Origin of the sequence: Methanosarcina sp. 1.H.T.1A.1 (assembly GCF_000979295.1) — an archaeon.
Taxonomy (GTDB): domain Archaea; phylum Halobacteriota; class Methanosarcinia; order Methanosarcinales; family Methanosarcinaceae; genus Methanosarcina.
This window is the reverse complement of record NZ_JJQY01000140.1, coordinates 1-14,065: the sequence shown is the minus strand read 5'-3', so window position 1 is coordinate 14,065 and position 14,065 is coordinate 1. Positions and strand designations below refer to the sequence as shown.

The 14,065-nt window shown below is 42.8% G+C and carries 11 protein-coding genes and 3 tRNA genes; 6 read left to right on the top strand and 8 right to left on the bottom strand.

The genetic code is table 11. The annotated features are described in order from the left end of the window. Positions 1 to 128: 128 nt before the first annotated feature. From EO95_RS13785 to EO95_RS13765, 5 genes are all read right to left on the bottom strand, one after another. Positions 129 to 605, bottom strand: coding sequence for a peptidylprolyl isomerase (locus tag EO95_RS13785; RefSeq protein ID WP_048135576.1), 477 nt, complete (start codon positions 603 to 605; stop codon positions 129 to 131). Between the two features lie 133 nt (positions 606 to 738). After that, positions 739 to 1,299 (bottom strand): peptidylprolyl isomerase, encoded by a 561-nt coding sequence (locus EO95_RS13780; RefSeq protein WP_048135532.1) that lies wholly within the window; start codon positions 1,297 to 1,299, stop codon positions 739 to 741. 3 nt (positions 1,300 to 1,302) lie between these two features. Beyond that, entirely contained in the window at positions 1,303 to 1,785 is a 483-nt protein-coding gene (locus EO95_RS13775; RefSeq protein ID WP_048135531.1) for a peptidylprolyl isomerase, read from the bottom strand. A 236-nt stretch (positions 1,786 to 2,021) separates the two neighbouring features. Continuing rightward, positions 2,022 to 2,672 carry an SdpI family protein gene (locus EO95_RS13770; protein WP_048135529.1) on the bottom strand — a complete coding sequence of 217 codons (651 nt, stop codon included), beginning with the start codon at positions 2,670 to 2,672 and terminating at the stop codon, positions 2,022 to 2,024. A gap of 172 nt (positions 2,673 to 2,844) precedes the next feature. Beyond that, positions 2,845 to 3,414, bottom strand: coding sequence for an HdeD family acid-resistance protein (locus tag EO95_RS13765; protein ID WP_048135526.1), 570 nt, complete (start codon positions 3,412 to 3,414; stop codon positions 2,845 to 2,847). A gap of 642 nt (positions 3,415 to 4,056) precedes the next feature. On the opposite strand from EO95_RS13765, the gene EO95_RS13760 reads away from it, so the two are divergent. Beyond that, the gene (locus EO95_RS13760) at positions 4,057 to 6,435 is read left to right on the top strand and encodes a PGF-pre-PGF domain-containing protein (protein ID WP_052733594.1); all 2,379 of its coding nucleotides are present in this window, start codon (positions 4,057 to 4,059) and stop codon (positions 6,433 to 6,435) included. Between the two features lie 201 nt (positions 6,436 to 6,636). Here the strand turns inward: EO95_RS13760 and EO95_RS13755 are convergent. Then, positions 6,637 to 6,708, bottom strand: a tRNA-Ala gene (locus tag EO95_RS13755). Between the two features lie 228 nt (positions 6,709 to 6,936). On the opposite strand from EO95_RS13755, the gene EO95_RS13750 reads away from it, so the two are divergent. Together EO95_RS13750 and EO95_RS13745 are read left to right on the top strand one after the other, a co-directional pair. Continuing rightward, positions 6,937 to 7,013 (top strand) — tRNA-Ile (locus EO95_RS13750). A gap of 76 nt (positions 7,014 to 7,089) precedes the next feature. Then, a tRNA-Ile gene (locus tag EO95_RS13745) sits at positions 7,090 to 7,166 on the top strand. A gap of 778 nt (positions 7,167 to 7,944) precedes the next feature. Here the strand turns inward: EO95_RS13745 and EO95_RS13740 are convergent. Further along, positions 7,945 to 8,358: a transcriptional regulator gene (locus EO95_RS13740; RefSeq protein ID WP_082098654.1), complete on the bottom strand. Its 414-nt coding sequence runs from the start codon at positions 8,356 to 8,358 to the stop codon at positions 7,945 to 7,947. Between the two features lie 617 nt (positions 8,359 to 8,975). Beyond that, complete coding sequence (locus EO95_RS13735; protein ID WP_048135520.1) at positions 8,976 to 9,377, bottom strand: transcriptional regulator; 402 nt, start codon at positions 9,375 to 9,377, stop codon at positions 8,976 to 8,978. 801 nt (positions 9,378 to 10,178) lie between these two features. Here EO95_RS13735 and hdrA point away from each other — a divergent pair. The 3 genes from hdrA to EO95_RS13720 form a co-directional block, all read left to right on the top strand. After that, a complete protein-coding gene (hdrA, locus tag EO95_RS13730; protein WP_048135519.1) occupies positions 10,179 to 12,596 on the top strand; it encodes a ferredoxin:CoB-CoM heterodisulfide reductase subunit HdrA in 2,418 nt (805 codons plus the stop codon). Beyond that, complete coding sequence (hdrC, locus tag EO95_RS13725; protein WP_048135517.1) at positions 12,593 to 13,303, top strand: ferredoxin:CoB-CoM heterodisulfide reductase subunit HdrC; 711 nt, start codon at positions 12,593 to 12,595, stop codon at positions 13,301 to 13,303. Before hdrA ends, hdrC begins: the two co-directional genes overlap by 4 nt. Further along, positions 13,257 to 14,065: CoB--CoM heterodisulfide reductase iron-sulfur subunit B family protein (locus EO95_RS13720; protein WP_048135574.1), on the top strand; the 809-nt coding region annotated here is incomplete at its 3' end. The genes hdrC and EO95_RS13720, both read left to right, overlap by 47 nt.

Sequence of the window (14,065 nt, the reverse complement as noted above, 5' to 3'; positions counted from 1 at the left end):
TTAACTTCTAGTGAATTATCGTGAAGATGAATTTATTCCAGTCGAATACCCCGCTAGCTTGTTGCGGGGTGCGCCAGTACAACTTTGATTTCAAGGACCAGCTGACATTTCCATAATCGGCCTATATTTCAAGATCCGTTTACAATGGTGACAAGTTTTATTTCAAGGATCAGGGTTTTGCCTGCGAGCTCCTGGTTGAAGTCAAGGGTTGCGTAAGTTTCAGTGGAATCGAGCACTTTAACTTCACTTCCTCCAGGCGTTATTATTTTTTTTCCTGCTTCCGGAGGTTCCTTTAGTTCAAGCCTTGAAAGAGGAACTTTCTGAACGAGATAGTTTTTATATTCTCCGTAGGCTTCTCCGGGTGCGATTTTAAGGATTTTTTCTTCTCCTTCTCGCATTCCAAGAACCCCTGCATCGATACCTTTTATCACCTGACCGGCGTCTGCCCTGAAAAAGAAAGGACTGTATTTTTTTTCTTCATCATATATTCCAGTTTCAAGAGCTTTTTCTTTTAAGGTGGTATCGAATACTGTTCCGTTCTCAAGTTTTCCAGTATAATCAATAAGGAGATAATCTCCCTTTTTCACAGTACGAGAGTTCTCCATTGTTCCTTCTCCTGCTAATTTTTTTTCTTTACAGCTTTTTCGGTAATCCTGATTTTTTTCCTGGTTACCAGAGGGGTGCATCTTTTTTAAAGAAATATAAGCCGGTTTTAAACCGGTTTAACTGACGTAAGCTTCATTCTATTGAAATAAGCTTTATATCGAAAATAAGAGTCTTGCCTGCGAGTTCGTGGTTAGAGTCAAAAGTAACATGCGTTTCATTTACATCAATGACTCGGAACTGTTCCCCGTACATACTGCTGAATGTCTGTCCTATTTCAGGTTTCACTGACAGGTTCAGGTCCTCAAGGGGGACGGCCTGAATTTTTGCTTCATCATATTTTCCGTAAGCTTTTTCAGGGGGAATTGTAATGGTTTTTTCTTCTCCTTTTTTCATCCCGATTACGCCTTCGTCAAAACCCGGAATCATCTGACCTGCACCAACTGTAAAGGCGAGGGGGCTGTAATTTCTTCCCTGATTATATGTGCCTGCTTCCTGTGCTACCTCTTTTATTGAAGTGTCAAAAACGGTGCCGTCTTCGAGTTTTCCCACATAGTCTACCTGGACGTTATCGCCGGCCTTTACAGCTCTGCCTTCCCCTGTCCCGTCCCCTTTATCCGTGCATCCGCTTCCAAGGATTATGCTCCCCAGAAGCAGCATGGACAGGAAAAAAATTGTCCCCCTCCCCGCCCTCATTTTTTATGCCTCCATCGAAACGACTTTTATTTTGAATATCAGGGTCTTGCCTGCGAGCTCATGGTTGAAGTCCACAATGAAGTTTTCCTCGCTTACCTCTGTGATAGTGCCCCGGAGTCCGGTTTCCGTAGCCAGCTGCATCCCTACTTCCGGAGTAAAATCTACAGCATTACGTGGCAGTTCCCTTGCGTACTCTTTCATATATTCTCCGTACGCTTCCTCGGGAGGAATTGTAATGGTTTTTTCTTCTCCCACTTTCATTCCGACCACGCCCTCGTCAAAGCCTTTAATCATCTGCCCCGCTCCCACGGTGAATGTCAGAGGATTGTAGTCTCTCATTTCGTTGTATATCCCTGCCTCAGCGGCAGCTTCCTTTTCCGATGTATCGAAAACTGTGCCATCTTCCAGTTTTCCCACATAATCAACGGAAATACTATCTCCGTTTTCGACTGGTTTGTTTAAATTTTTACTTATCTCTTCAGTCATAATAATCAATATGACAAAATGAGAGCATGTTAGATAAACATAATGATAAATAAGGTGTCAGAAACCGGTTAAAATGATTCCCGGAAATATGAAACACAGGAAGCTTTAAACCTTATTTTTTAAGTTTTGATTTCAAATTTCGATTTCTGTTAGTTCTTTCTTTTAGCCCTGTTCATTTTCTTTCATTCCTTTTTCCAGTCCTTTTAGCTTTTTTCACCTACTTCTTTAATCTTCTTTCATTTTCTTTCATTTTCTTTAAGTTCCTTTTGATAGTCAATATATGAGTAAACAACAGTAATCCCGGCTACAAAAATTACGGGCACAAGGATGAAGTATATTGCAAGTTCCGGAAAAAAAGCCCCGAAGATTGCTGCTATTCCTGCTATCTTGAATAGTTTCCCTCCAAGCCGGTTAGTTCTTTTCCACACCCTCTCGCTGCTGAGAGTCCAGGGTGTCCTGATTCCGATGAACCAGTTCTGCTCTGCATTTTCCGTAAGTATCCCTATATAATAAAACAGAAGCCCTATCCCTACAGGAATTACGGCATTGGGGCTGATCTGAATTCCTGTGTTCCAGAGCAGTATCTGGAGATGGACACCGACCATAAACAAAACCATTATCGCTATAAACCCGTCATAATATTTCCTGAATTTTGCTATATTTTCTTTCAGCGGGTCAATTCTCGGAATTACCAGGAACATAATTACAAGACCCGTTATCACTAACGGCATGAAAAAGAGCCCCCAGAGTTTCGACATATAGCCGTCTACTTCTCCCTGTGAGTTCCAGTGAGTTGCCATCTGTTCAGGTACCTGCGGGTAAAAATAGATTGATAGGATAAAAGAAAGAAGAACCAGTCCTGTTATTGCTACTGTAGCTTTTCGCATGTAAATTCTTTAGATGTTTCAAATATTTAAAAATGTGGAGTACTTATGGGTCTGCCAACGCTAATGGACTGGCTACGGACCCGACACTGTATCTGTCACTGCATCTGTCACTGTATCTGTCACTGCATATATGAGTGGGAATGCTTATCGACCTTCAAGTTTTCTGAAAACCTTAACCTGAGTCTGAGACGGTTTTCCCGGACTTCATTCTAAACCCGCCAATCAGTGCTGCAATCCCGCCTATTACAAGGGAAATTCCATATATCCAGGGCAGGACAACGGCACCTGCCAGGGGGTTAACCAGCAGGAGTATCCCGAGGGCAATTGTCAGGAGCCCGAGGATCGCCATTCCCAGTCCGCCTCCTTTGAGCGCCCAGACAAGTCTGATTACGCCGTATATAATACTCCAGATTCCTATTATGATTACAAGAAGTGCCAGAATTACAAAGGGACTGTACGGGTATACAAATACCACAATCCCGATAAGAATGCCCATAACACCGGAGAGCAATTTCCATCCCATGTTCTCTCTGTCCATCAGCAGTGAAACGATTGAAATAACTCCGCCCAGAAACCAGAAGATTCCGAGTATCTGGACTAAGGTTATGGTGGTTACTACAGGTGAAAACAACAGAAATAAGCCTATGATTACGGCAAAGATTCCTTCCAGTACAACCAGCCACCAGGGGACCTGCATTACTTCATATTCCACAGTGCGGTATTCTGCAGCTGTTTGTTCCATATACTTACCTCCAGAGTTGCTTTACGTAGAAAATTTGATGCTGTCGGCTACCCCAATAAAATGTACAGGTATCAAAAACAAACCTCTTACCTGAAGTATGAAGTTTCCCGATTCTTCTGTGCACTGTGACTCAGTCAGGTAAAAAGGTTAATCTCCGCTATCTATTATATATTGGAGATTATATAAATCAATGAGTATTTATTTCTCTTCTAATGTTCTATGCTGTGTTCAGTCACACATGGGCCATGCGTCATAGCCGCTTAATATTCGTTTTTGAACGCCCCTACGCATCTTTATTTTTAATCTTCCCTGTACACAGAAAACCGGGACGTACGCAACTCAAAAGACAATCTCAATAACTGTATGTGAATATTCTAAAACAATCTTCCCTTCCTATTAACAATCTGCCTAAAAAATGACGCGCCCTCATTAAAAATTAGGACAATTTAGTTAATTTGATATAACATTGCCAATTTCGTAAAATAAATTCATTTTAAAACTCAATAAGTGTGACTTAAGACGTTTTTATGTCCTTTTAAGACAACGCCTCAGCCATACCAGTGTATCCTGTACAGTCAAAAATGGGGATTTGAGGTAACTATTGATATTGAGATTCTAAAATAGTTTGTAGGGGTTTTTCTTGTGTGGCAAATAAAAAGAGTATTATCGATTTTATTTACAGTGGCTCTCACACTTCAGGTTATTGCCGGGTGCGCAGCTGCGACTACGTTTTATGTTGATGACGACGGGCCTGGTAATTATACTACAATCCAGGCTGCCCTGAACGATGCGGTTGATGGAGATGTCATTCTGGTTAGCCCTGGAACGTACCCTGATGAAACCATATTCGTAAATAAATCAGTGACTATCAAAGGAGCAGCTGGAGCTGGATACCCTTCTGTCGGTGGTTTTGCTCTTCTCAGCCACTCCAGAATAGAGGGGCTCACAATCACAAAAGGCGTTGACTTCTCCGAGGGTGGGGTTTCCTGCACAATTCGAAACAACCGGTTCAACGGCTGCGGTGTCAGTATGGGCACCAGTTACATGTACGGGAACCAAACCATAATGAATAACCTCTTTACGGGCAGCCCGACTGGTGTATCTACATATGACAGTATTGACAACAAAATAATAGGAAACACTTTCAGAGAATGTGATGTCGGTATCACACTCACATACGGCGCGGGTGGTCATATTGTAACTGGTAACATTTTCAAAAATTGTGGTATCGGTCTTTATATCATCAGGGACTCTGCGTCGGTATATAATAACTATTTTTTGAATGACGTTAACCTGATGATTGAGGACGGAAACCCCGGAGGGTCGTTCAGCGTCCCAAAGACGCCTGGCCTGAACATAATAGACGGTCCTTATATCGGAGGTAACTTCTGGGGATCTCCTGCAGAAGATGGATTCTCCCAGACTCATTTGGATGCGAACGGTGACGGGTTTGCGGAGAAACCTTACTCTCTAAACGAGCAGAATATTGATTATCTGCCTCTGGTAACCCCCAGGACGGAGCCTGTACCTGTACCCCCTGTCGCAGATTTCAAGGCAAATATCACCCAGGGCCCTGCTCCTCTTTCTGTTCTTTTTACTGACCTTTCACAAAATGCGATATCGAGAAGCTGGGACTTTGATAATGATGGAAATATTGATTCTACAGCTAAAAGCGAAGTTCATGTGTATGAAGTTCCAGGGAAGTATACTGTTAAGCTGACTGCAGTAAACACAAATGATACAGTCTCAAAAACTGCTGTTATAACTGTGCTGGAAAAAGAAGTTGATATTCTTCCTGTAGCAAATTTCAAGGCAAATACAACCAGCGGGAATGCCCCTCTTTCTGTCCTCTTTACCGACCTTTCACAAGATGCAACATCAAGGACCTGGGACTTTGGAGACGGAGTTACTTCAACTGAGAGGAATCCAACTCATTCTTATTCCCTGGCAGGAACTTATACCGTTAATCTGAAAGTAAGCAACCAGAACGGCACGGATTCAAAAACTGCTGTTATAACTGTGCTGAAAAAAGAAATTGAAATACTTCCGACAGCAGACTTCAGCACAAATGTCACCAGCGGCTATGCCCCCCTCGTCGTTCTCTTTACTGATCTTTCACAAAACGCAACATCGAGAAGTTGGGACGTTAACAATGACGGAGTCGAGGACTCAAATGCGGCAAGCTTTGTTTATGTGTATCCTGCCACAGGAACGTATACCGTTAAGCTGATTGCGATCAATGCAAAAGGCACTGATACAAAAACTACTCTGATAGCTGTAGATAAGAAAAGCAGTGGCGGAAGCAGCAGCGGTGGTGGAGGCGGAGGCGGAGGCGGAGGATCTCCTGAGCCTGCAAAGAATGTAGAGGTCAAGGAACTTGCCCAGGTCTTCATTACAAACGGTAAGGCTGTAAAGTTCGAGTTCACGAAGAACGCCACCTGTGTTGTGTCTGTGGGCTTCGATGCGATCAAGAACGTAGGCAAGACCACAACCATTGTTGAGCAGTTAAAGAAAAAGTCAGCCCTTGTCTCGAAGATGCCTGCAGGTGAGGTCTACAAGTCCTTCAATGTCTGGGTAGGAAATGCCGGATATGCAACCTCAAAAAACATCGAAAACCCCACCCTGAGCTTCAAAGTTGAAAAGGCCTGGATTCAGGATAGGCTAATAGAACAGGACTCGATCACCCTGAACAGGTATGATGAAAAAGTCTGGACGCAGCTGCCAGCCAGACTGTCAGGTGAAGATAAAAAATACCTGTATTTCACAGCTGAAACCCCGGGATTTGCCTCTTTTGCGATAACAGGTGAGGCACAAGGTACTCCTGAAAAAGTAACCGAAAAAGGGACTTCGCTTGAAACCCGGTCTCTGCAAGGAGAAGGTAATGAAAGTACAGGGTTGGACACGGATTCAGAACAGAGTGAGAGCACAAAATTCTCTGGCATCCCTTCGGTCTATGGCATAATAGGGCTGCTCTTTTTAGGCCTGATATGTGCGATCATTTATAGACAGGTCCCAAAATGAAAACATGAAAATGGAACGCTTCATGGCGTTTCATTTTTTATCTTTTTTGCGAGGAAAGGTTGATCCTCAAATAAGCCAGTAAATCGGTTTTGTCATAAAATCCTCATATCCAGGAATCAAGCTCTTAAATCTTAAGAGAGATCGTGGGATTAAAAATTATAAAGGTTTCTGCTTAATTACCCATTTAATTAAAAAAGAGAATGGACCGGTCGGGAATTGAACCCGAGGCCTCTACCATGCCAAGGTAGCGATCTACCCCTGATCTACCGGCCCATGTTGTGTTTTGCTTTGTCAGCACTCCCACATACACTCAGTATCGTATATATAACTGTCGGCATACATGCTCTGCTTCCTGTAAATAAAATTTAGGATCTGGGAAATTCCTACTATCCGAGCAAAAGGTATAAGTAGTAATTCGAGTATTAGAAGTGTTGTCGGATTGGGATGCTTTCCCTAAAAAAGCCTTTCAACTCTGATAATTATAGAATAAACCTGACATCTGGGCCCGTAGCTTAGCCTGGTGGAGCGCACGGCTGATAACCGTGAGGTCCTGCGTTCGAATCGCAGCGGGCCCACCACAATCCAACAATATCTTCTCAGAGAACTTTCTTCTCAGAGAACTTTCAGGTTTTCTAAACTGAATTCCTTCATTGAGGGCCCGTAGCTTAGCTTGGTGGAGCGCACGGCTGATAACCGTGAGGTCCTGCGTTCGAATCGCAGCGGGCCCACCATACTTTCTCTTAACTTTTTGATGTTCTACTCTTTTTTGTTTATCTTTTGTTTATCTTTTGTTTATCTTTTGTTTATCTTTTGTTTATCTTTTGTTTATCTTTTGTTTATCTTTTGTTTGTTTTCCCTACATCTTCTTTCAATCAATAACTCTATTCTAATTCCATTTTTTCAATTTTATGTGAGCTTTACCAACCTGATTACCTTTTTTTCAATCTTCTGGAATATCCAAAAATAGAATCCTCTTTCGTGTATTATTTATAATATTTATAATCAATTTCCACAATTCTCTCACTCATTTCCAACAAGGTATGAAATAAGGAAGGTATGAAATACGGAATGCGCGGAAAAAGGAAAAGCTCTGGCCCATATTTGTAATTTAGTTCCCTTGATAGAAGATCACTGTGATAAACTCTAAATTAGTCTGCTTGAGCGAGCGGAGCTCACTGCTAAAACCCATAGATTAGCCCTCTTGAGCGCAGCGAAAAGGGCAGCTTACTGCAGAGTCGCAACTCTGCTGAAACGGACTGCGTACTGTTGCACTTGCAGTGCAACTCCAAGAAAATCTGCGATTTCCTGAGATCCCGGGGCGCAATTCGGGTGGCGCAACTAGGGGTTAGTAAGAATAATTGTAATAGAAAAGTTGTTGGTAAGAAAAAAAGTTAGGGTGGGGGTAATCCCCTTTAAGACAGAACGGCTTCTGGATAGTAGAAGTCCAGGCAATTTGCGGTATGAAATCCTGCCCCTGACTTCAGGTCATTCTGTTCCCTATCATAAATTTCAGGCAATGTGCTTCAGGCGTTCAATATTCCTCAGCACAAGTCTGCTTTCGGCTATGATTTCGTCTTCGATCTTGCTAACAATGCGGTCCATTGGAACCGTTAGCCTGTACAGCTTGATCGGTCTGCCTTTACCTTTTGATTTCTTTTCTTCCCGGATGTTAATCCAGTCGTTTTCGCGGAGGTACCGCATTGCAACACTGACTTCCGGCTGTCTAAGACCAGATACCATTTCGATGCTCTGGGAAGAGATTTCCCTTCCTTTTGCAAGGCAGGCAAGGGTAAGAGCAATTGGCCTGCTGATATTGATCTTTCTAAATAATTCTATCATTTCATATTCGCTTGATCCCATGGATAAGGGAATCTCATTCGTTATGTCAGTAGTTTCTATAGCTAAACCACTTTCATCTACCATTTAATCACCCGAAGAAGCATTATAGAGTGAATTAATATAAATATTTACTTATGTTTTAATTTTAATATATGTTAATCTATATTTATATTTCAAAATGTTACTCTGGTTAACATTCCCCTCAATCAGGCTCATGATCTCGTTTTGCTTATTTTGCTGCGGTTAACTTTTTTGGGGCATTCTTCTTAATAAACGGTATGAAGTGCCCTGACTTGCCTCTTCTTTAAATAATTGTGGCTCTTCGCTATTTCATGGGGGTAATTTTATAGTCACTTCCTGAATAGAAATGCAATAAATATAATATTTTTAACAATTTATTGTGGCAGCTGATTCAAGCAAAAGTAGCGTTAAATTTTTCGAATAAAAATAAATGAGTTATATAAACAATGGGTGCCAAAAACATTGAATAATTGATGGAATTACTTTTGGGACCTCAAACCTGAGCTGGAATAAAAAAGAGAAAAGCAAAAAGAGAATAAGAAATCTTTAATTTAACTGCTCAGGTTGTGGAGAGTTATTCCCGGATTATATATTCAGGTTTTTAATTTAAGAATGAACCTTTTACATTTGAGATTGTAAGAGAAAAACCGCGTTAATCTCAATTTTTTTTCGCCAATTCTTCAGGAAAGGTTCTTGAGACGTTCTATGTTCTGGCGTATGGTATTACTCTCAGCAATGATGTTTTCTTCTATTGTGTCAATAATTTTTTCCATATGAACTGTCAGTTTGTATAGCTTTACCGGCCTGCCCTTGCCCTGGTTCTTCTTTTCTTCCCTCATGTCTACCCAGTCATTTTCACGAAGGTAGCGCATCGCAATGCTGACTTCTGGCTGTCTAAGACCTGATACCATTTCTATACACTGGGAAGAGATCTCTTCTCCTTTTGAGAGGCATGCAAGAGTTAAGGCGACAGGTCTGTTTATATTAAGCCTCCTCAAAAGCTCGACCATTTCGTACTCAATCTCTCCCATTTTAATATTATTGTCTTCTGATATTAGCCCATTATCTGCCACAACTATCATCTGCCGTTTATACCGTAGAGCACCTTACATTGGTCTCAGTATCATGTTTTATCCAGTATCATCAGATCATGGAAATATATTATTTTCAAACGAACAACTTTAATGAATTAACTTTAATGAATTAGCTTTAATGAATTAGCTTTAATGAATTAACTTAATGAATTAACTTAATGAATTAACTTAATGAATTAACTTAATGAATTAACTTAATGAATTAACTTAATGAATTAACTTAATGAATCATCTCACTTAATTATTTCAAATTGTCACTTTTAAATGGTTAATTCCAAATGGCTATTTTTGAATTTTTTATTTTTTCACTTAATATATCTGTATTTATTAAAAGTTAAAATCTGAGGAAGTGCCCACCAAATCTGGCATCTCAGTTAATTTATATAATAATGATCTCCCTATATATAATTATATGCATATAAAAACTTTCTGACAATAAGAGGCACTAAATATATTTCAGTCGAATACCCCACACCTTGCTGCAAGGTGAGCCATAGCAACTTTTATTTGCGAAATCTATGGAGCTACAGAGTCAGGAATAAGCTGGGCAACATGATCTTTTGCAGTTCTTCATTCAGGTATATATAGGATTAAAACCTTTGATAGTATATCTTCTCCAATCTGAGGACCCTCACCAGGGTACAACTGAAGCAGATAAACGCTCAAATCTCCTTTTTTTCAAATATATATCCTGATTTTGCAACTTCTATCGTTCAATTGTCCTCATTGGGCCACGTATCCTATTTTTTCGGCAATCTTTAAATACAAATCCCTGAAAGATTTAGTATAATGACTGCTGGGACGACTGATGGGCTGGACAAAGCTGCTGTATTTATCTGCCACTGCAGCGGGAACATTTCCGAACACGTTGATGTAGATGCCGTAAAAAAAACCCTTAAGGCAGAAGGGATCTCGGTTTTTGATTATGAGTACCTGTGCTCAAGCCAGGGGCAGTCCCTGATTAAAAATAAAATTCTGGAAGGGAATCTGAACAGGGTAGTAATAGGTTCGTGCACTCCTTCCAAGCATGGCACTCTCTTTAGAAAGTGCATACAGGAAACCGGATTGAATAGAGCAGGGCTTGAAATTGCAAATCTAAGGGAACAGTGCGCCTGGGTGCATCCTGACAAAACAGGAGCTACTGAAAAAGCTATTTCCCTCCTGCGGGCCAAGCTAAAACGCCTGGAACACATAGAGCCCCTGGAAGAAATAAAAGTGGATATTGCTCAGCAGGCCCTTGTTATAGGTGGGGGGATAGCAGGAATCACAGCTGCGCTGAACCTTGCAGATAATGGGATTTCCACTTTCCTTGTGGAGAAAAATTCAAGCATAGGCGGGCAGATGGCGAAAATAGGGAAGATCTTTTCCCCTGATAAGCTTGCGGAAGAGTGTGCAATGTGCTCACTCAGCCCTCTGATGAATGAGGTTGCAGCCCACCCGAAAATTACACTTTTGACCTGGACCGAAGTTGAAAGCCTGAGCGGAAGTGCAGGAAACTTTACTGTCAGGTTAAAGAAGAAACCAAGATATGTGAAAGACAGCTGCACAGCGTGCGGAAGGTGCAGCCGTGTCTGTCCTACCCCGGTTGAAGACGAGTTCAACTGCGGTTATATGGACAAAAAGGCAATTTCTCTTCGCTTCTCCCAGTCAGTCCCCAAGATCTACTGTATTGATCCCGATTATTGCCTCCAGTTAAAGGGGGAAACCTGCGGAAAATGTGCAGATGCCTGTAAAACCGGAGCAATTGATTTTTCCCAGAAGGAAGAAATTGTTGAACTTAACGTAGGTGCAGTTGTTGTTGCTACCGGTTTTGAGGAGTATGACGTCTCCCAGAAACCCCAGTACGGATACGGAATTTTTGAAAATGTGCTGACCCAGATGGAACTTGCCCGAGTCCTCGGCATCAATGGCCCTACAAAAGGGGAACTTCTGAGGATCTCCGATTTCAGTAAAGCTTCTGCTGTTTCAACTCCTGCAAGCTGTACTTCAAGGTGCGAAAGTTCCTCTGCCCCATCCTCTGATGCCGAAACGCCAAAAAGAATTGTCATGATCCAGTGCGTGGGCTCAAGAGACGAAAAAGAGGGCGGAAATCGTTACTGCTCAAGATACTGCTGTATGGCAGCTCTGAAACACGCAAGCCTGATTAAGAAAAAATATCCTGAAATAGAAATCACGATTTGCTATATTGATATGAGGGCTTTTGGTTTTTATGAAAACTATTACCGTGCAGTTCAGGATACCGGAGTCAAATTTGTTCGGGGAAGGCCTGCCGAAGTTGTTGAAAAGCCGGACAAGAGCCTTGTTGTAAGGGTCGAAGATACCCTTAACCAGAAAATGAGAGAACTTCCTGCTGATCTTGTTGTACTTTCCGCGGCCATGATACCTTCTCCGGGGACCAGGAAAATTGCCAGTGTGCTGAATCTGAGCCAGGATGAAAGCGGCTTTATTAAGGAAAGGCACTCCAAGCTAAAACCAGTAGACAGTTCCCTTGACGGAATCTTTGTTTGCGGCACTGCCCAGAGCCCTAAAGATGTTACAGATACCATTGCCCAGTCCGGACTTGCAGCCATAAGGGCAAGGACTTTCATTACGGACAGCCCGAAAATGCTGGATAACGAAATTGCATCCGTCAACCAGTTGCTCTGCACGCGCTGTGGAGAATGCCTTAAATGCCCATTCGAGGCCCTCTCCCTGAATGAGGGCGGAAGGGTTGTTCTTGACCCTCTCATCTGCACGGGCTGCGGATACTGTACCGAACTCTGCAAGGATGGAGCCGTTCAGATCGCAGGCTTTACGAAATCCCAGTTAAAAGCCGAGATGGAGGGTGTGCTCGAAGAAGGAGATGTGCTTGGCTTTGTAAATTCCGGGATTGCTTCCCTTACCTGCGATAATATAGGTAACAGTGTGCTCACATACCCTTCAAATGTTAAATTAATCAAGGTCCCTACATGCCTGGTAGTGGACAGAGAACTGGTGCTGCATGCCTTAAAACATGGGGCATCCTCTGTCCTTTTTGTGGAAGACCCACCTGACAGCCCGAGAGCCGAGATAATATACCCTCTTACTACCAGGCACGTTGAAAAACTCAAAGAAGAACTTGGAGATTCAGGAAACCGGATCTATTTCAAAAAAACCTATGTCCCGAACACAAAAGGGCTTGCAGGAACTTTTACCCGCCTTGCCCGGGAAGAAGAGGTGATCAGATGATGCCATATGTAAATGAATTCGATACCCCGGAGTGTAAAACTCTTGCAGAGACCGCAAAAAAAAGTATCCGAACCCCTGAATCCATGGGACTGGACCGCTGTATCCAGTGCGGGGCCTGCACCGCTTCCTGTCCTGCAGCCCGGTTTACGGACTACAGCCCGCGGCAGATCGTAAAAAAAGTGCTCGAAAATGATCGTAGTGTACTTGAATCTGAAATGATCTGGTCCTGCTTCTACTGCTATTCCTGTAATGTGCGCTGTCCCAGGAACAACAGCCCTGTAACAATCGTGCAGGTGCTCAGACAGATCGCTATCAACGAAGGAATCGGGGTTGAAAAGCTTGCCTATTTCCTTGAGATCGGAGAGTACCTTGCCGAAAACGGAGCCAGCAAGGTCCCGGGCGCTGGTGTCAAGAACATGGAAAGAGACCTTGGAGAGCGCTGGATTGGAATGAAAAGGAATCTGGAGCCCATCCGTTCCGAACTGGGGCTTAGCGCCAGGGATGTCAGGAACACCAATGGAGAAGTTCAGGCTATTCTTGAGAGCACTGGCTATTTTGAAAGGGAAAAATGGATTAAAGCAAGGATACAGGAAAAAAGAATTCACGGATTCCTGACGACAGACCGTGTTGAAAACGAAAAAAAGAGCGGAGAGTTTGGCTTTGAAAGCGATAGAGAGTATACCGGACAGCAAGCTCTTACTGTTTAAGAGCTGCATGGTCGGGCAGGAATATCCTGGGATAGAAACGGCTACAAGTTACGTGTTTGACCGGCTCGGGGTAGATTACGGTATAAACGATGAGCAGTCCTGCTGCACGGGGATAGGGCACTACACCGATATCTTTGAAGGCCTCACAACAGCAGCTATTGCAGCCCGGAACTTTGCAATCGCCAGAAGGAGCGGGTATCCCAACATAACCTGCCTCTGTTCAACCTGTTATGCCATTAACAAGGACGCATGTGAACTCCTTAACACCAATACTGAGGTCCGGGAAAAAGTCAACTCCATCTTCAGAGAAAAGGGCTTCGACGACCTTGTCTATGAAAAGGGCGATATGGACTCCCGAACCAACTTCTATCATGCAGTCGAGATCCTCCTGAGTAAAGTCGACCAGATAAAGGAAAAGAAACAATTCGATTTCTCAGGCGTTAAAACAGCCTCTCATCATGCCTGCCACTATTATAAAGTCAAGTACCTCGATGTAGTCGGAAGCCCGGAAAACCCCCAGCTTATAGACACGATAGCTGAAGCCTGCGGGGCATCCCCTGTCCGCTGGTACGAAGACCGCACTCTTACCTGCGGAATGGGCTTTTCCCAGCTTCACCTTAACAAAAGCACCTCTCTCCAGGTTACCAAAACCAAACTTGACAGCCTTCAGAGAAATGGAGTGGAGTTAATGATCCATATGTGCCCGAACTGCCATATCCAGTATGACCGCTACCAGCCTGTTATTGAAAAAGAGTACGGGGT